Origin of the sequence: Paenibacillus gorillae (assembly GCF_000513275.1) — a bacterium.
Classification (GTDB): Bacteria; Bacillota; Bacilli; order Paenibacillales; family Paenibacillaceae; genus Pristimantibacillus; species Pristimantibacillus gorillae.
On the sequence record NZ_CBVJ010000027.1, the window covers coordinates 68038 to 86941 of the forward strand.

Consider the following 18904-nt stretch of genomic DNA (forward strand, 5'->3'; position numbering starts at 1 on the left):
CCGCCAGCCCTTTTGTGATCCGCGAAAAGGGCTGTTTGTCGCTCAAATTTTTTTGCTTGGTTCCATCGTTATAGGGAATCTACTTGCAAAGTTCCGACGTGAAACCTCTTTACAGTGATAAATCGATCTGCTAGTATAATTAAATGTTAACCAAAATATAAGTAAAATAGGTTAACAAATATCATCAATGAAAGCTAAGCTGAACTTAAGAATCAGCACTAACTGTCCCTTTTACCAGCCACGCGAATTCAGAAACATTACTACATAATCTTCGGGAAACATTAGAGGCCTTACCAATTAGAGACGCTACAGCAGTTCACATTACGGAAGGATGATTGACTTGGAAACCATTACTGCAGATACAAAGTGGCAATTGCTTGCTGAAAAGGCATTGAGCGGGGAGCTTCTAACGCTGGAGGAAGGACTTGCAGTGCTGGAAGCCGACAATGACGAAGTGCTGCTGATCATGAATGCTGCATTTAGAGTGAGAAAGCATTTCTATGGTAAAAAAGTGAAGCTGAACATGATCATTAACGCCAAAAGCGGGCTTTGCCCCGAGGACTGCGGCTATTGCTCGCAATCGATCGTGTCGACGGCACCAGTCGATAAATATAGTCTGCTAGATAAAGAAACGCTGCTTGCAGGCGCCCGTGAAGCGATGGCCCGTAAGGCCGGCACATATTGTATCGTAGCATCTGGCAAGGGGCCGACAGATAAAGAGCTTAATCAAGTGGTCGATGCGGTGAGAGAGATTAGGGAGACAATGCCGCTGAAAATTTGCGCTTGTCTGGGCATCCTGAAGGGGGATCAAGCCGAGCGGCTGGCCGAAGCCGGTGTTCATCGATATAACCACAACTTGAATACAAGCAAAGCCAACTATCCATCCATCACAACAACTCACACTTATGATCAACGCGTCGCAACGGTTGAGAAGGTGAAATCGCAAGGCATGTCTCCTTGCTCCGGCGTTATTATTGGCATGGGCGAGACGCATCAAGAAATTGTGGAAATGGCCTTTGCGCTTCGCGAGCTTGATGCAGATTCGATTCCGATCAATTTCCTAAATGCTATACCGGGAACGCCTCTAGAGCATGCAGGCCGCACCTCCTCGATGAAAGCATTAAAGGTGCTAGCTTTATTCCGGTTTATTTGCCCGTCGAAAGAAATTCGGGTGGCCGGCGGCCGCGAAGTCAATCTCCGCACATTGCAGCCTTTGTCCTTATACGCCGCGAACTCGTTGTTCGTAGGGGATTACTTAACGACAGCTGGCCAAGAAATATCGGCCGATCATCAGATGATTGAAGATTTGGGATTTGAAATCGAATTGAACGCGCTGTAGGGCAGCAGACACATGGAACTGGAGTATAGGAAGCAGAAGAACTTCGAAGAGCCGCGAAATTTGCGGCTTTTTGTTTTTATTTTTCGAAAATTATCTTATAGATTGAAATATAAAGTGGTAGACTGAGACAATAAGGATATAGATGGGCTAGTTCGTGCCGTATCAATGAGACAAGGATAAAAAGGAGTTGGATAATTGTGCTTAGTGAAGAAGTTGTTATCGAGCAATTGGTGCAGCGTACAAGTGCAGCTCCCTTAGTTGTGATGATGTGCGGCGTGGCGGGATCAGGTAAAACGACTTTTGCCCAAAAGCTTGAAAGTAAGGGCTTCGCCCGGCTTTCGGTAGACGAGGATATATGGGCCACACATGGCCGATTTGGAATTGATTATCCTGAAGGGGATTATGAATCCTTAAAGAAAGAAACGGAGTTAAAGCTGCGCAAGAAGCTGGTGCATCTAATCCAGGGCGGACACCGCGCTGTTGTCGACCTTAGCTTCTGGCAGCGTCAAAAGCGAAATGAATATAAGCAGCTAATCGAGCAGTATAACGGCGTGTGGGAGCTTATACATTTGAAGGTCCGACCGGATGAATTGCGCCGGAGGCTCCTCATTCGAAGTGAACGGTTCGACGCCAATGCGGCATTCCCGATTACAGAAGACATTCTAATCCAATATTTAAATGGCTTCGAGACTCCTTCAGGAGAAGGGGAAACCGTAATCGAAGTGTAAAATTGGATTCAGGAAGTCTGACTACTGCATAATAATAATTTGGAAATTTATCTAGAATTAATCAGCACATTCCGGTAATATGGAAAAAGATGAAAGGAGTGAATGTCAATGTCAATTTCAATCAAGGTGGCTGGCGTTTAAACCACAGAAGATGATTCTGCCATACGTTGAATGTCTTCTGTGGCCCCAATTAATGAGGAGGTTATAGCAGACATGATAACTTATGATGAGGCTGTAAAGATTAGTGATGCAGATTTAATTTTATTGGGATCAGAGCTGTATGGTTTAGACGGCTACGAAATGAAGCGCATTCCGGCACATGACGGAGGGCGGAATATCGTTTATAGCTGCGAGAAAGATGGAGAAGAAGCAAAAATACTCAGAATCTCTTTCTATCCTGACCGGAGCCGGGAAGACTTTCTGGCTGAATTGGAGTATATCCGGTATTTAGTAGAGCATGGTGCAATGGTCTCCGATGTAATTAGTTCCCTAAAGGGTAATCTGTTGGAAGAGATTGCTCATAGTCATCATACCTTTTTTATGTGCCTGTTCAAAAAGGCCAAAGGAAAATTGCTTGTGGAAAATCATTATCAATATCGGGATGGAGTACCTCTTACCGAATATTTTTATAACTGCGGTAAGGCTCTAGGGAAACTGCATAAGTTGTCGAAAGAGTATAAGCCTGTCCACCGGCGGTATAGCTTTTTTGATAAATATAATGCCGAATATATGGATAAATTAATACCAGATTCCTTGTCTCATCTTAAGGAGAAGCTGGTGGAGCTTCTTGAAGCCTTAGAAGGATTGGAGAGAGATCGTGAGTCCTTTGGCATGCTCCACTTTGATTTCAACGATGGGAATTATTCGATTGATTTTGATAACGGGGATATAACGGTGTATGATTTCGATAATTCATGTTTCGGCTGGTATATGTATGAGCTGGCAGATATATGGATCAACGGAACAGGCTGGGTACAATTTGAACCAGACGCCGGCAAACGCAAGCAGTTTATGGATGATTATTATGCTTCCGTTCTCGAGGGTTACCGGTCCCAGAACCGTATCGATAATTCGATGTTGGAGAAGTTTCCTTTGTTTCTCAAAGCAACTCTCATGGAAGGTATTGTAGATTCCTTCGAGGTCATGCGGAACAACGGTGAAGAGCTTGAATGTGATGAAGAGTTGTCATACCGTATCAAATGTCTGGAAGACGATATCCCGTATCGGGGATTTTTCCATGATATTTACTCGTGTGAGGCGCCCTTCCAGTATGAGGAACGAATTATTTAATGGTATTCATGGTAAATACGAATTTCAAGAACCTTGTGCCGACAGAGCACAAGGTTTTTTTGACGGCAGCAGGTTGAAAATGATTTTATTCAAACCTTACCTATTAACTAACGTTCCCCGCCTTTATTATGTAGGAGTAAACAAAATAAGAAAGGTGACGCTGGAATGATATATGGCCATACAAAATGTGCAATGGAATATTCTGAGCGAGGCGCAATTGACGTATGGCTTCAATTGTTTTTAAGAAATGATGGAGGTAATATTGCTCTGGCAGACGGGTTATTGCGCGAGGACAGATTCTATTTTGGTCCAGTTCTTGCGGATATATCAGAGTTTGAAATCGAAGAAGGGGCCCCGTCCTATCTGACCGAAGCGAATGATATTCAGTGGTTTTTTCATAAGGTTGATAAAATAAAGGAAGTTTACGGGGACTGGGACATCCCGCCTTTAATTGTTAATTATTCAGGCGGCAAGTATGAGATCAATGATGGGCGCCATCGTCATGAAGCATTGCGCCAAATGAAAATTAAGCATACACCGGTTGTCTTTTGGTCGAGCACTGAAGAGGACTATCGTTATATTATGAATCATTACGCAAGCAATAATGATGACGTAAATGTTAAATGAAGCAGCCAATTGATGAACCAAGCTGACGTATGAAAATGCTGCTCGGTTCAGTCACAGTATCTACTTAATTGCTGTGATTGCAATCACAACTGATGTACCTCTTCGGCCCGTATACTGGAGTCAAATCCAAACATGCTGAAAGAGGGGAATATATTATGCTAAGCCAATCGACGATTGCTACGATCAAATCTACGGTTCCTGTTCTGCAAATTCACGGCGTGGCTATTACAAAACGGTTTTATGAAATGCTCTTCGAGAGCCACCCGGAACTACTTAACATATTCAATCATGCCAATCAAAAGCAAGGTAAACAGCAAACGGCACTTGCGAACGCGGTTTACGCAGCTGCGGCCAACATTGATAAGCTGGAATCCATACTTCCAGTAGTCAAAGGAATCGCTCATAAACACCGGAGTCTAGGTGTCAAGCCGGAGCACTATCCAATCGTCGGCCAACATTTGCTGGCTGCAATCAAAGATGTGCTAGGAGATGCCGCAACTGATGAAATTATTAATGCATGGGCGGATGCTTATGGCGTAATCGCCAGCGTATTCATTGATGTTGAGAAGGAAATGTATACAGAGGCGGCAGCACAGCTTGGAGGATGGGATGGTTTTCGTCCATTCAAGGTGGAGCGAAAAGTGGAAGAGAGCGACGTCATTACTTCATTTTACCTGGTACCGGAAGACGGCGGCTCTATTGCGACATTCGAGCCCGGCCAGTATCTGAGTATGAAAATAGACATTCCGGGAGAAAATCATTCACATATCCGCCAATACAGCTTATCAGGTACACCGGGTCTTCCATTTTATCGCGTCTCCATTAAACGGGAGGATGGGAGAAGTGATCATTCAGACGGCCGGGTATCCGTCTATCTGCATAAGACAATTCAAGCGGGTGATTTGCTTCATATTTCCGCCCCAGCGGGTAATTTCAAGCTGGATCAGGAAGATACACGTCCAATCGTGCTTATCAGCGGCGGCGTTGGCCTTACGCCAATGGTCAGTATGCTTCGTACGCTTGCGGGCACGAAAGCGAATCGCAGCGTAACGTTTATCCATGCCGCACAGCACGGCGGTGTTCACGCATTGAAAGCTGAGGTCGAGGAATTGGTTAGCCAGCACCCGGCATATTCGGCCTATTTTATTTACAATAATCCGACCGATGAAGATCGGGAAACGAAAGCATTCCATAAAGAAGGCTATATCGATCTGCCTTGGCTGCAGGAGGTTGTTCCTTCAAAAGATGCGAAATATTATTTCTGTGGTCCGCTGCCATTTATGAAAGCCGTCAACCTAGCATTGAAGGATTGGGGAACTCCATCCGAAGACATTCATTTCGAATTTTTCGGACCGGCTGGAGCGCTGGATTAAGCCGTTTTATTCACCGGTCAGCTGCGCCCGCAGCAGCCGATTTACAGTTTCGCGGCGCAAGCCGATTAGTTGACCAATCTCATCCTGTGTCAGTACGTCAGTTATTGAAGCTGGTTCAATATAGAGGCGAAACCATGCTTGCAGCGCCTGTAGTTTGCGAGCCGGGGTTAATTGAGTAAGCTGATCGATACGCTGCTGCATAGTGCGCAGTTTGTCCTGCAGCAGCAACGCGATGTCCCGGTACCGTTCCGGACTCTCTTGCAGCTGCCGATACCATTCAGCCGCAGATATGACTTCGATCTCTGAAGCAACCAGAGCGACAGCGGTGCCGAAGTAGGGATTCGGGCTGACCAGGGAGTGATGGGGAATTGTCTCATTAGGTGTAATGATGTTGACAATTAAGGGCGTTCCATCTGCATGGACGCGAACGATCTTAAGCAAGCCGCTCTTCAGATGAAAGAGAGGACCGGATTCTCCTTGGCGAAACAAAACTTCACCTTTATTTAATTGCATGACGAAACTCCTTCATATGTAGAAACATGATGACTCCAATATATAATTGCTGGCGCCGAACTTCAACCCGAATTGGGTTAATAATTTCATATGTAAAATCAAAAAAAGAACCTGAGTATACTCAGGTTCTTTCATATTGCACATCAATAGACATGATGATATAATCATTTTGCGATTATTTTGTAAAAAATGAGTGAAGTAAGTCTATTTTACAATTTAATCTTATCATGCCAGTCAGCTTTGTGTCAAATGTTTTTCTCAATTTAATGGTTAGGGGAGATGTTCAATGCGATCTTTGGTTCTTGGTTTTCAAGAAATGGAGAAAACACAGCTATTGCTCGTTGGCGGAAAAGGGTTAAACTTGGGGGAATTATCGAACATTGACGGCATACATGTGCCAGAAGGTTTTTGCGTGACAACAGCAGGATACCGGAAAGCCATCGAACAAAATGCAGCGTACCAAGATTTATTGGATCGCCTAACCATGCTAAAAGCAGATGATCGGGATCAAATTGGTGAAATAAGCAGGAAGATTCGACAGCTTATAAGCGGTGCTGAAATTCCTGCTGATGTTGTAACAGCAGTTACTCACTATTTATCACAGCTTGGTGCAGAGCATGCTTATGCAGTACGCTCTAGTGCGACTGCTGAAGATTTGCCGCATGCTTCTTTTGCTGGCCAACAAGACACCTATCTAAACATCATTGGCCGGGATGCAATTCTGCAGCATATCAGCAAATGCTGGGCTTCTTTATTTACGGATCGTGCGGTCATTTACCGTATGCAAAACGGATTCGACCACAGGCATGTTTATTTAGCTGTCGTTATTCAGAAGATGGTTTTTCCACAGGCCTCAGGAATTTTATTTACCACTGATCCGGTTACTTCGAATCGAAAACTGCTATCGATTGATGCCAGCTTCGGGCTTGGAGAAGCACTCGTCTCTGGCTTGGTATCTGCCGATTGTTATAAAGTACGGGGAGAAGAAATCGTTGAGAAGCGAATAGCGGCCAAAAAAATAGCTGTCTACGGGCGAAAAGAAGGCGGTACAGAAAGCCGGGAGATCGAACCCCATCAGCAAAATGTTCAAACCCTCAGTGAACAGCAGATATTAGAACTGTCACGAATAGGCAGGCAGATTGAAGCTTATTTTGGCTGTCCGCAGGATATCGAATGGTGCTTGGCTGATGATACATTTTATATGGTCCAAAGCCGGCCAATTACAACCTTATATCCGATCCCGGAAGCGAGTGATCAAGAAAATCGCGTTTACTTGTCTGTCGGCCACCAGCAAATGATGACGGATCCGATAAAACCGCTGGGCTTGTCTTTTTTCCTGTTAACGACTCCTGCACCGATGCGTATTGCCGGAGGCAGGCTGTTTGTTGACATCACGGCCAGGTTAGCTTCACCTGTTGGCAGAGAAGCTTTGATAAATACGATGGGGAACTCCGAACCGCTTATGAAAGATGCAATTATGACTATCATTGAACGTGAAGATTTTATCCAAACCGTACCCGTTGATCATAAAGAAGCACGTCCCGCTAATAAAGGGATGCCGCCTGCAGCTCTTGAAGCAGCAGCCGAACCCGATCCGGCAATCGTATTAGAATTGATTAACAATACTCAAGCTTCGATAGAAGAACTGAAACAAAACATTGTTACGAAATCAGGAACAGAGTTATTTGATTTTATCCGGGAAGATATTCAGCTGCAATTAAAGCGGATTTTATTTGACCCAAGAAGCTCAAATGTGTTTATGTCTGCTATGGAAGCTTCAGCATGGATCAATGAGCGAATGCAGGAATGGCTGGGTGAAAAAAACGCATCAGATACGCTTTCACAATCTGTGCCTCACAATATTACTTCAGAAATGGGCCTCGCGCTGCTGGATGTCGCAGATGCAATTCGGCCTTATCCGGAAGTCATTGCGTACTTACAGCATGCCAAAGATGATCGCTTTCTGGATGAATTAGTTAAGTTCGAAGGGGGACAGGAAGCCCAAGCTGCTATCTATAGTTATCTCGACAAATACGGCATGCGATGCAACGGAGAAATCGATCTGACTAAAACGCGTTGGAGCGAGAGGCCAATTACGCTTGTTCCGATGATTCTAAGCAATGTCAAAAATTTTGAGCCTAATGCCAGCAGGAAGAAATTTGAGCAAGGACGGCAGGAAGCTCTGAACAAAGAGCAAGAGCTGTTAGAACGATTGAAGCAATTGCCAGACGGCGAGCAAAAAGCGAAAGATACAAAACGAATGATCGACGTCATCCGGAATTTCATCGGTTATCGGGAATATCCCAAATACGGCATGGTTAGCCGCTATTTCATTTATAAGCAGGCCTTGTTGAAAGAAGCCGAGCAGCTCGTCGCAGCGGGGGTTATTCAGGAGCGTGAAGACATTTATTATCTCACCTTTTGAAGAACTGCATGAAACCGTCCGTACGAATACGGTGGATTATGAGATGATCGGGAAACGAAAGGACGACTATAAATGGTATGACAAACTAACCCCGCCGCGGGTCATTACTTCTGACGGGGAAATCATTACAGGCAAGTATAAGCGGGAAGACCTGCCTGCCGAAGCGATTGTAGGCCTAGCTGTGTCTTCCGGCGTTATAGAGGGACGGGCACGCGTTATTTTAAACATGGAAGAGGCTGATCTTGAAGAGGGTGATATACTAGTCACTGCCTTTACTGATCCGGGTTGGACAACATTGTTCGTATCTCTAAAAGGCTTAGTGACCGAAGTTGGCGGACTGATGACTCACGGGGCAGTTATCGCACGTGAATACGGCTTGCCGGCAGTTGTTGGAGTAGAGAATGCTACCCGGCTGATAAAAGACGGACAGCGGATCCGGGTGAATGGAACAGAAGGATACGTTGAGATTTTGTAGGTCTAGAGCGATAAGTTGAATGGTACAGCACGACTTGAGAAGCTATCTGAAGAGGAAAAAACTTCTCCGATTTATCTCAAAAAATAGCTTTTGGCCGAATGACGGAAGATAAAGTTACCGGGGAACAATAACTTAAGCAATCCGAATGAATGAGCGGCTGCCAGTATTCAATCCAATAGGTCCGATGAGAAAAGAGGGCAATACGTTATGGTCGATTTCGAATGGTATAGAAGTTTTATCGCCATTTTTAAACATAATTCCGTTTCCGAGGCTGCAAAATCCAGAATTATGACCCAGCCTGCTATGAGCCAGCATCTTGCTTCCCTCGAAGCTGAGGTTGGGGAGCAATTGTTTACGAGAGCCAATCGCAGGTTGTCACCAACCGAACGGGGAAAACAGCTGTACAGTCAGTTAGCCCCGCTTATCGAGTCGCTGGAGGAAGCGACGATGGAATTGAAATCTCCGCTGCCTCCGACAATGAAGGTTATGAGGGTCGGGGCATCGCCAGCCATGTTTATTGAGAGGATTGTGAAGCAACTAACGCAGCCAGATTTAAGTATAATCACTTATTTTGGAATGGCAGACCAGTTGCTGGAGCTTCTGAAAGAAGATAAGGTCGATCTCATCATGACCTCCAAAAAAATTCCTTCTCCAGGTATTGAATATGTTAAATTTCTGGAAGAAAGATTTGTTGTTATAGCGCCTGCCGGAATAGAGGTTCCAGAAGCCGTTACGTTAAAGGAAAGAGAGCAGTGGCTGTCCGAGCAGCGTTGGATTAGTTATGGTCTTGAGCTTCCGATCATTCGCGGATATTGGAGGGAGTACTTCAAGAAGCGACCTCTCATTAAGCCGACTCACGTTATTCCAAGCCTACATCTAATCTTGAGGGCGATTGAGGAGGGAGCGGGGCTAAGTCTGCTGCCAACCTATATGCTGGAGCATTTCAAACAGGATGAACAAAGGTGGAAGCTTGTTTTTGAGGATTTGGCGATTCATAACGATCTTCTGCTGGGATACCATTCAAAAAATAAGCATTCCCTTGAGTTAAATGAGTTTATCGACACGATAAAAGAGAACAAAACAGGATGAACGAGTCGCGTTCATCCTGTTTTTCGTTATAATCGCATTAGCGAACTATAAATTTATTTATACAAAAAGCTCTATTTTATAATTGGATTGATAAATCAGACTGGGTATATAATACGAGAGCAATCACATCCAATATTATAGGGAGAAGATAATGATGAATCATTTGTTCACACCATATAAGCTGAAAGAACTGGAACTGAAAAACCGAATCGTTATGCCTCCAATGTGTCAATATGCTGTCTTGAATAAGGATGGCATCGCCCATGACTGGCATTATCATCACTATGTAAGCCGTGCAATTGGCGGGGCTGGACTTATTATTATTGAAATGACTGACATTGATCCGGATGGCCGAACGACAGATCTCGATCTTGGTCTGTGGTCCGACGAGCATATCGCTCCTCTAAAGCGTATCATTGACGCTTGCCATCAATATGGTGCGAAGGTTGGCATACAGATTGCCCATGCAGGACGTAAAGCTGAAGATGCTGAATTGCCGGTAGCTCCATCTGCCATTGCGTATGATGATAAATCCAAGATACCCCATGCACTGACAACTGAAGAAACGAAGGAAATGGTTGAGAAGTTCCGTTTGACTGCAGAACGTGCGGTCAAAGCGGGAGTGGACACGATTGAGCTTCATGCTGCGCACGGCTACCTGATCCATCAATTCCAGTCTCCCTATACGAACAAACGTACAGACGAATATGGCGATGATCCAACATTGTTCGGCAAGCAGGTCATTAAAGCTGTGAAGAGTATAATGCCGGAAAAGATGCCGCTTATTATGCGCATATCCGCAAGAGAGTATGTAGACGGCGGTTATGGCATTGAGGAAAGCATCGCCTTCTCCAAAGCTTATCAGGATGCGGGTGTTGATCTGTTCCATGTGAGCTCCGGCGGTGAAGGTCCGATTCTAGCCCATGGCAAACCGGGAACTCACGCGGCGTATCAAGTGCCATTGGCAAGAGAAATTCGAAGTGCATTGAACGTGCCTGTCATTGCCGTGGGAAGACTGGATGAACCGGTATTAGCCAATGCCGTTATCGGCAATGAAGAAGCGGATCTCGTCGCGGTTGGCCGGGGGATGCTGAGAAACCCTTATTGGGCTTTAGAGGCAGCCGTGACAATTGGCAAGGAAACAGAAATTCCCGGTGTATATGGTGCGGGATTTAGTCTGAAAAAGTAGTTGGATCGTTGGAGGAAGCACTGCTTACGAGCGGTGCTTCTTTTTTTGCATACCCTCGATAAATTCAGCTAGTTATGTCTGAGCTTGCATTAGAACTCAGAATCGTCTGAATATCCAGCATCGGCGGTCGGCCGTATACACGGGCATATTCCCGGCTGAATTGGGAGGGGCTTTCGTATCCAACGCGAAAGGCGGCATCAGAGGCTTGTACCGTTTCCGTTAGCATAAGACGTCGGGCTTCTTGTAAACGAACGGTTTTCTGATATTGCAGCGGGCTCATTTCTGTCACGCGCTTAAAATGTTTGTGAAACGCCGATGTACTCATATTTACGGACTTTGCAAGCTGATCGATCGCAAGAGGACGGTCGAATTGCCTGTTAATCTGCTGGATCGCTTGGGCGATGTTATGGGCTTGACTGCCGATAATTGCGAATTGATGAATTTGCGCGCCTTGTTCGCCTTGAAGTACACGATATAGAATTTCGCGAATGACAAGGGGCGCTAGAATCGAAATATCCCCTGGTTCATCCAGCAGCTTCAGTAGCCGAACGATAGCTTCGAGCAAGGCTGGCGCCGTACGGCTTACGGCTATGCCCCGACTGGCCTTCGACGGAACAGCTGCGGGATCGGAGGTCTTTTTCACAATGTCTAATATGACGTCGGAGTCAAAGCTTAGTCTCAAGCTTAGATGGGGGGCTTCTTGTGAAGCTTTGAGAATTCGGCTAATGATCGGCAATTCAACGGAAATGACGAGGTATGTCGAAGGGTCGTATGTATAGATTTCGTCTGCCAGTGCAGCTGTTTTGGCTCCTTGTACCACGACGCAAATGGAGGGCTTATATACAGATTCAATGGGCTCAGCCAACTGCGTAGCGTGCATTAACGATAAGGAAGGTATGGCTGTCTGATAAGTGCCGCCAGATGGGGCATGGCGTCGAATCAGGAGCTTTAATTGCTGCAAGACTTCTTCAAGCCGAGCAGGTTCATTATGTTCATTCATGTTACCGGCTCCTATCTTAAGAAAGATGTTCGTTGCTTATTATTATATGGAGACAGAAGAGAATTAGGCAAGCATCCAATAGAATTGATCTAACGGCTTAATAGCTACGCTTATTATACTAAAATAGCAAATGAATGATAAATATCTTTTACAAACAAAGGGGCGGAGACCATGAATTTGAATGGAAAAGTTGCGATTGTGACAGGGGCATCGCGTGGTATAGGCCGGCAAGCGGCGATTCAACTGGCGCAATCCGGGGTGAAGGTGGCTGTTAATTATTCCTCGAACAAAGCTAAAGCGGATGAGGTTGTTCAATTCATTGAGCAATTTGGCGGACAAGCAGTCGCCATTCGCGCCGACGTAAGCAAAGTGAACGAAGTTGAAGCCATGTTCTCGGAGACGATCGAAAAATTTGGGCGGATCGATATTCTAGTCAATAATGCTGCCATTATGGAATGCAAGGCTATCGCGGATGTGACGGAGGAGATGTTCGACCGGCATTTCGCAATTAATGTGAAAGGCACTTATTTCGCTTGTCAGCAAGCGATGGAGCATATGGGAAATGGCGGGACGATCATCAACTTCTCGACCTCTGTATCAGGAGCGATGCTTCCGACCTACAGCGTCTACGCCGCAACGAAAGGGGCAGTCGAGCAGTTGACTCGCCAGTTAGCCAAAGAATTTAGCTCGAAAGACATCGTTATCAATTGCATAGCACCGGGTCAAGTATCAACGGAATTATTCTTGAATGGAAAATCACAGGAGCTAATTGATTCTTTCAGCCGGATGAATGCCTTTGGCCGGCTTGGAGAACCGGAGGACATCGCAAACGCAATAGAGCTTCTCGTCAGTGACAAAGCACGTTGGATAACGGGTCAGACGATTCGTATAAATGGCGGGTTCAACTGAGTATTCCAAGTATACGTCAATATCATTCATGGTTGTTCATGCAACAGGAAAGGAACTAACTTTCATGTCAAGCACACTCAAAATTTACATTTTGGCAATTCTTAGCTTTCTTGTAGGTACTTCCGAATATGTAATCGCAGGAATTCTTGATCGGATTGCCGTATCGACAGGGGTTTCTCTTGTCGCAGCTGGACAGTTGATAACGGTTTTCTCGCTGGCTTATGCCTTTGGCACACCGCTTGTGATGGTAATGACAGCGAGGATGGAGCGTAAAAGGCTGCTTCTCTTCGCGATCGGATTTTTTGTTCTAAGCAATGCTCTGGCTTATTTTTTGCCAGGTATTGCACTGCTGAATGCTTCTCGAATTCTAATGGGGATCAGCGCCGGTGTGGTCGTAGTCGTATCGATGACCATTGCGACGAAGGTCGCCCGGCCAGGGAAGGAAGGAAGCGCACTGGCAGCAGTATTGATGGGCTTCACCGCTTCTTTGATATTCGGGGTCCCTCTGGGCAGGATTATGGCTACCGCTTATGAATGGAAGGCTGTATTCGGAGTTATTGCTTTGCTTGGTTTTGCAGCCATCTTTCTAATTGCGCTGCTCATTCCACGCGTGGAAAGGGAAGAGGTCGTTTCCTTGCGGCAGCAGCTTGCGTTGCTGAAGCGGCCTAGAGTGCTGATTGTTCTATACGTGACGTTCTTCTGGATCATCGGCTATTCGATCTTTTACTCTTACATTACGCCGTTCCTGTTGACGCAAGCTGGCATGAGTGATGAGGCCCTTAACACGATATTGTTCGTAATTGGTTTAGCCAGCTTGATCGGCTCCCGCTCTGGCGGTTATGCGACGGATAAATGGGGACTTCACCGTGTGCTTATAATCGGACTAGTGCTGAATGGCATTGCGTTAGTTCTGATAGCGCTTGGCACACATGCTCCGGTAATGCTGATTGCCATGCTGGTTCTGTGGTCGATCGCTGTCTGGTCTTTGGGACCGCCGCAGCAGCTGCATGTCATAACGATCGCTCCCGAATCGACGGGGATTATGTTGAGCTTGAACAGTATGATCCTTCAGCTGGCGATGGCAGCCGGTGCAGGTGCAGGCGGTCTGGTCGTTGAACGAATCTCATTATCTTCGATCACCTGGTTCGCCGCCGCAGCCATAGCTTTGGCGTTCGGTGCAGTACAATTGTCAAGGCGAAAGAGCAGTCAATAATCTCGCTGGCAAGGTAGACGAAGAGAACCGTCCTCTAGATGGCTAAAGACCATTTAGAGGGCGGTTTTTTTATATAGTTATGGCAACAGCAGCTTGTCAGCAATTGCGGATTCATGAGTACCTTCCTTAGCACGGAGGCCAATAGCGCGAATGTCCTTTAGCGGCGGCAGTCCGTAGAAGCGTTTGTATTCGCGGTTGAACTGCGTAATACTTTCATAGCCGACCTCGAAGGCCGCTGAAGTGACATCAATATCGTCTGTAAGCAAAATTCTGCGTGCTTCCTGAAGCCGGAGCTGCTTCTGATACTGAATTGGACTCAGTGTAGTAACAGCTTTAAATTTATGATGCAAGGTAGAAGGGCTCATGCCGCCTGCTTGGGCAATCTCCTCTATCGTAAGGGTACGTAAATAATTTAATTTAACATAATGGATCGCCTTGCTGATGCCTGCCGCATCATGATGCAGCAGCATATTGTTGTAAAAGCGGACACCACCCTCGTCAGTCAGCAGCCGGTAAATCAGCTCCCGCTTGACGCCTGCTGCAAGAAAAGCAGCCGCTTCACGATCTGCGTCCAGATGAAGCAGCCTCTCTAACACATGCAATACTTCAAGTCCTGTCTTTCCAATAAACGCGCCTTCTGTAAGTTGATTCTCATCCAAGGCTGCCAGCTTGGCCTCCAGAGCTGCGGAAGCAATCTCGTCAGTTGAAAAGGTAATCCGGATTGCAATATAGGGCGCTTCTTTTGAAGCATCGGATATCTGGCCTTTGATCGGCATATCAAGATTGGATGCAATATAATCCCCGGCTCCGTAATTATAGGTGTTGTTGCGCACAATGACAGTTTTTTTGCCTTGAAGAACTACACAAATCCCTGGAGTGAAAAAACCGTATTGTACCGTCGTTGGATGATCTGATTTCAGCAGTGAAACAAACGGAATGTCGGTCTCGCATATGCCGCCGGAATAGGAGTAAGCCTCGCATTGGTGCAGCATCCGCTGTAATACATCTGAGAAGTCCTTGGCAGGATTGGGCAAAAATATCATCCTCTCTTTAGACCGGTGTGGGCAATTAATATATCGCAATGGCATCCAATTATTATACTCGGAGTTTTAGGCAATAATCAGGCATGATCCGACTATTTCCTCCATTATAAATTCTTTATAATACAAGACACAAGGCCGCTTGATTGAGGTCTTCCAAACCACATTATAGGGAGCGGATTACATGTCAAAAGTATGGTTAATTACCGGCAGCGGAAGCGGGCTGGGCCGAAGTATTGCAGAAGCTGCACTTGCCAAAGGTGAACGTGTAGTCGCAACGGCCCGTAATATCGAACAACTGGATGATTTGGTAAAGCAATATGGTGATCAGATCCGTACGTTTACGCTGGATGTGACGGTGGAGGAAGCGGCACAAGCCGCAGTACAACTTGCTCTGGATGCTTTTGGACGGCTTGATGTCTTGGTCAACAATGCAGGCTATGGTGATATCCGCCCCTTCGAAGAAACCAGCTCCGAGGATTTCAAGAGGCTGATGGATACCTGTTTTTACGGTGTTGTATATCTAACGCGTGCGGCATTGCCTATTATGCGTCAGCAGCGCAGCGGGCATATCCTTCAGATCTCTTCGGTCGGCGGCCGGTTAGCAACTCCGGGAAGTGCGGCTTATCATGCAGCAAAATGGGCGATTGGCGGCTTTACAGAAGCGCTGGCTATGGAAACGGCCCATCTCGGTGTGAAGATTAGTGCACTTGAGCCTGGAGGGATGCGGACGAACTGGGTCAATCGCGCGATCAATAACGAGCCTCAGCTGCATCCGGATTATGAAGCGTCAGTAGGCCAGTTGCTCAAAATGATGAATGGCTTGCAGGGCAATGAAAAAGGTGATCCGGTAAAGGTGGCGGAGGTTGTCCTTCAGCTGGCTTATGCCGATGAGCTTCCTGCACATTTGCTGCTTGGTAAAGATGCTGTACAAGGTGCTCAGATGGCTGAAAAACAGCGCGCTGCTGATGCTGAACGCTGGCATGAAGTTAGTCTCTCAACAGAATATGAGTGATTGCAGTTGAATCAATTATGATAAAAGAGGGCGCCGAACCGCTAAGGATCGGCGTCCTTATTGTTACTATTTCCAGTTTAAAGGAGCGGATTAGATATGTCGTTTTAAAAAAAAGCATTTGCAAATTAATGATGAACCGTCTATTATGGATAAAAGAGATCCTTAATGATTGTAATATTGAAAAGGAGGAGATCGAGAGTACGGCAAATGGATAGAGGCAGTTCAGATGTCTGTTCCGATAGCAGTATATTTTTTTAGATTAATTATGGATATAAAAGATCTATGGAGGTGCAATTAGAAAATGGAAAAACAACTTTTCGATGTGACAATAATTGGCGGTGGACCAGCAGGGTTGAACGCTGCTCTGGTACTGGGGAGAGCAAGGAAAAAGGTTGCTTTAATCGATGATAGCCGTCATCGCAATGCGGTGACTAAGGCGGTCCATGGTTTTCTTACACGAGACGGAATTAGTCCGATTGAATTTCGGCGAATTGCAAAGGAAGAGATCAGTGCGTATCCTTCCGTGTCATTCGTGCCCGATACGGCGGTGTCGATTACGGGAAGCGACGGTCATTTTCAAGTGGAGACGGGGCAAGGAGAAGCTTTTATAAGCAAAAAAGTGCTGTTTACCGTCGGTATGAAAGATCAGCCGCTGAGCATTCCGGGACTGGCAGAGGTATACGGAAAGAGTGCTTTCGTCTGTCCGTACTGCGACGGCTGGGAGCTGAGGGATCAGCAGCTTGTCATCATTAATAAAGGTCCTGAGCTTATGCATTTCGCTCCTGTTATATCCGGATGGACGAACCGATTTATCATCTGTACGAATGGACCTGATGAACTGACAGATGCTCATCGGGAAGAGCTCAAGCAGCATCATGTGCCTCTATACGACTCGCCAATCCGGCAAATTGATTCCAATGATGGGATCGTTCAGCAAGTAGTTCTTGAAGACGGCACGATCATTCCGTGCAGAGGGATCTTTTTCAAACCGGATCTGGTTACAGGATCGGACTTGCCGCAAAGGATTGGATGCGAAATGACAGAATGGGGTGCTGTCGTCATCGATGAATTCGGAAAAACGAGCATTCCGGGCGTCTATGGCGCTGGTGATGCCGCATCGCGAATGCATCAGGCTATAGCAGCCGCTTCGACGGGAGCCTTTGCTGCCGCAGTCATTAACAATGAGCTCAATGCAGAAGCCTGGGGGAACAACCGATGATCGATTTAAATCATATGAAGCGCGGTCCGATTATGTTTGCTCTTATAGTAGGCATGTTCGTCGCCGCGTTGAACGAAACGCTAATGGGCAATGCCCTTCCCGAATTGATGAAATCCTTTGACGTAACTGCGGCAACAGCTCAGTGGCTTTCGACTGCTTATATGCTCGTCGTTGGCGTACTGGTCCCAGTTACAGCAATTTTGCAGCAATGGTTCACAACCAGACAAATTTTTCTGTCGGCGATGGGACTGTTCTTTGTTGGTACAGCTACTTCGGCATTTTCACCTGAGTTCAGTGTATTGCTGATTGGCCGAATTATTCAAGCGATAGGAACAGGCATGCTGCTGCCACTTGTCATGAACGTCATTATGACCATCTATCCGCCGGAAAAGCGGGGAGGCGCAATGGGGATGTTAGGGCTTGTCGTCATGTTCGCACCGGCAATTGGACCAACGATATCCGGTTTAATTGTGGACGGCCTTTCATGGCGCTGGCTGTTTTATCTCGTAATGCCATTTGCACTGCTCTCCATAATTATTGGAGCTGCTGTGTTGAAGAATGTGTCGGAAGTGACCAGACCTCGAGTGGACTTTTTATCCATCGTTTTGTCGACAATCGGTTTCGGCGGAATCGTCTATGGGTTCAGCAGTGCGGGTGAACATGGCTGGTCAGAGGCGGAAGTCATCTGGACGATCGCTGCGGGCGGAATTTCCTTATTACTGTTCATTTGGAGACAGCTATCGTTAAAACAGCCTGTCATGGATTTACGTGCGTTTCGGTATCCGACGTTTGCGCTTGTCGCGGTACTGCTGTTTGTGTTGATGATGACTTTCTTCTCATCGGCGATCATGCTTCCGATGTTCATGCAGGGTGTACTCATGGTAACAGCCTTCAAGTCAGGTTTAATTCTTCTTCCTGGCGGAATTGTGAACGGCTTCATGGCTCCGGTCTCAGGCAAGCTGTTTGATAAGTTTGGACCTCGTGTACTTGTCATCCCAGGGCTGGCCATTGCTGTCATCTCATTGTGGCAATTTACCCGGTTTGACGATTCGACGAGCACGGGCTTTCTCGTTGCCGTTCATATTGCACTAATGATTGGTATCGCGTTAGTGATGATGCCTGCACAGACAGCCGGGCTCAACCAGTTGCCAAGCCATCTGCATCCCCACGGGACAGCAATCTTGAATACGCTGCAGCAGGTGGCGGGCGCAATCGGTACTGCCCTGTACATTAGCATCATGTCTGGCGGACAGAAGCAGTACTTAAGCGGAGCGAGCGATCCGCAGGCTCCAGGGGAAATCGTCAAAGGACTCGCAGCCGGTATTAACAACGCGTTCTGGTTCGGCGTTATCATTGCGTTTGTTGCACTTGTACTCGGTATCTTTATTCGTAAAGAGAAATCACCAGAGCATGAGCAGCAGGCAGCTGGATAAATTCATTCGAGCGTTTTACCTTGAAAG

The 18904-nt window shown here is 46.4% G+C and carries 15 protein-coding genes and 1 pseudogene; 13 read left to right on the forward strand and 3 right to left on the reverse strand.

The genetic code is table 11. From position 1 onward, the window contains the following. The first annotated feature begins 340 nt into the window (after positions 1-340). The 5 genes from bioB to hmpA all read left to right on the forward strand — a co-directional run bounded on the left by bioB (position 341) and on the right by hmpA (position 5357). Complete coding sequence (gene bioB, locus TY10_RS04890) at positions 341-1339, forward strand: biotin synthase BioB (protein ID WP_420329378.1); 999 nt, start codon at positions 341-343, stop codon at positions 1337-1339. A gap of 197 nt (positions 1340-1536) precedes the next feature. After that, positions 1537-2067 (forward strand): P-loop nucleotide/nucleoside kinase family protein, encoded by a 531-nt coding sequence (locus TY10_RS04895; protein ID WP_063510420.1) that lies wholly within the window; start codon positions 1537-1539, stop codon positions 2065-2067. A 213-nt stretch (positions 2068-2280) separates the two neighbouring features. Then, the gene (locus TY10_RS04900; RefSeq protein WP_081735114.1) at positions 2281-3357 is read left to right on the forward strand and encodes a phosphotransferase enzyme family protein; all 1077 of its coding nucleotides are present in this window, start codon (positions 2281-2283) and stop codon (positions 3355-3357) included. Positions 3358-3522: 165 nt separating this feature from the next. After that, positions 3523-3984, forward strand: coding sequence for a ParB N-terminal domain-containing protein (locus tag TY10_RS04910; RefSeq protein ID WP_042161159.1), 462 nt, complete (start codon positions 3523-3525; stop codon positions 3982-3984). A 155-nt stretch (positions 3985-4139) separates the two neighbouring features. Next, on the forward strand, positions 4140-5357 hold the full coding sequence (gene hmpA, locus TY10_RS04915) for an NO-inducible flavohemoprotein (RefSeq protein WP_042161161.1): 1218 nt from the start codon (positions 4140-4142) through the stop codon (positions 5355-5357). Between the two features lie 6 nt (positions 5358-5363). On the opposite strand, the gene TY10_RS04920 is transcribed toward hmpA, so the two are convergent. Continuing rightward, positions 5364-5870, reverse strand: a complete 507-nt coding sequence (locus tag TY10_RS04920) for a Crp/Fnr family transcriptional regulator (RefSeq protein ID WP_042161163.1) — start codon at positions 5868-5870, stop codon at positions 5364-5366. A 286-nt stretch (positions 5871-6156) separates the two neighbouring features. Here TY10_RS04920 and ppsA point away from each other — a divergent pair. The 3 genes and pseudogenes from ppsA (at position 6157) to TY10_RS04935 (ending at position 11048) form a co-directional block, all read left to right on the forward strand. Further along, positions 6157-8770: pseudogene (ppsA, locus tag TY10_RS04925) on the forward strand (phosphoenolpyruvate synthase). A gap of 207 nt (positions 8771-8977) precedes the next feature. After that, positions 8978-9859 carry a LysR family transcriptional regulator gene (locus TY10_RS04930; RefSeq protein WP_042161165.1) on the forward strand — a complete coding sequence of 294 codons (882 nt, stop codon included), beginning with the start codon at positions 8978-8980 and terminating at the stop codon, positions 9857-9859. Positions 9860-10013: 154 nt separating this feature from the next. Further along, positions 10014-11048 (forward strand): NADH:flavin oxidoreductase/NADH oxidase, encoded by a 1035-nt coding sequence (locus TY10_RS04935; RefSeq protein ID WP_042161167.1) that lies wholly within the window; start codon positions 10014-10016, stop codon positions 11046-11048. Positions 11049-11112: 64 nt separating this feature from the next. On the opposite strand, the gene TY10_RS04940 is transcribed toward TY10_RS04935, so the two are convergent. Next, complete coding sequence (locus TY10_RS04940; protein WP_042161168.1) at positions 11113-12048, reverse strand: AraC family transcriptional regulator; 936 nt, start codon at positions 12046-12048, stop codon at positions 11113-11115. Positions 12049-12219: 171 nt separating this feature from the next. Here TY10_RS04940 and TY10_RS04945 point away from each other — a divergent pair, with 171 nt between their 5' ends. Together TY10_RS04945 and TY10_RS04950 are read left to right on the forward strand one after the other, a co-directional pair. Beyond that, on the forward strand, positions 12220-12957 hold the full coding sequence (locus tag TY10_RS04945; RefSeq protein WP_042161171.1) for an SDR family oxidoreductase: 738 nt from the start codon (positions 12220-12222) through the stop codon (positions 12955-12957). Positions 12958-13021: 64 nt separating this feature from the next. Then, positions 13022-14170 carry an MFS transporter gene (locus tag TY10_RS04950; protein ID WP_042161173.1) on the forward strand — a complete coding sequence of 383 codons (1149 nt, stop codon included), beginning with the start codon at positions 13022-13024 and terminating at the stop codon, positions 14168-14170. Positions 14171-14247: 77 nt separating this feature from the next. Here the strand turns inward: TY10_RS04950 and TY10_RS04955 are convergent, their stop codons facing one another. Next, positions 14248-15204: an AraC family transcriptional regulator gene (locus TY10_RS04955; protein WP_052350371.1), complete on the reverse strand. Its 957-nt coding sequence runs from the start codon at positions 15202-15204 to the stop codon at positions 14248-14250. A gap of 190 nt (positions 15205-15394) precedes the next feature. Between TY10_RS04955 and TY10_RS04960 the strand changes: the two genes are divergently transcribed. The 3 genes from TY10_RS04960 (at position 15395) to TY10_RS04975 (ending at position 18877) form a co-directional block, all read left to right on the forward strand. Next, the gene (locus TY10_RS04960) at positions 15395-16225 is read left to right on the forward strand and encodes an SDR family NAD(P)-dependent oxidoreductase (protein WP_042161177.1); all 831 of its coding nucleotides are present in this window, start codon (positions 15395-15397) and stop codon (positions 16223-16225) included. Positions 16226-16526: 301 nt separating this feature from the next. Then, on the forward strand, positions 16527-17444 hold the full coding sequence (locus TY10_RS04970; protein WP_042161181.1) for an NAD(P)/FAD-dependent oxidoreductase: 918 nt from the start codon (positions 16527-16529) through the stop codon (positions 17442-17444). Next, positions 17441-18877, forward strand: coding sequence for an MDR family MFS transporter (locus TY10_RS04975; protein ID WP_042161183.1), 1437 nt, complete (start codon positions 17441-17443; stop codon positions 18875-18877). The genes TY10_RS04970 and TY10_RS04975 overlap by 4 nt, the downstream gene beginning before the upstream one ends. Positions 18878-18904: the final 27 nt, after the last annotated feature.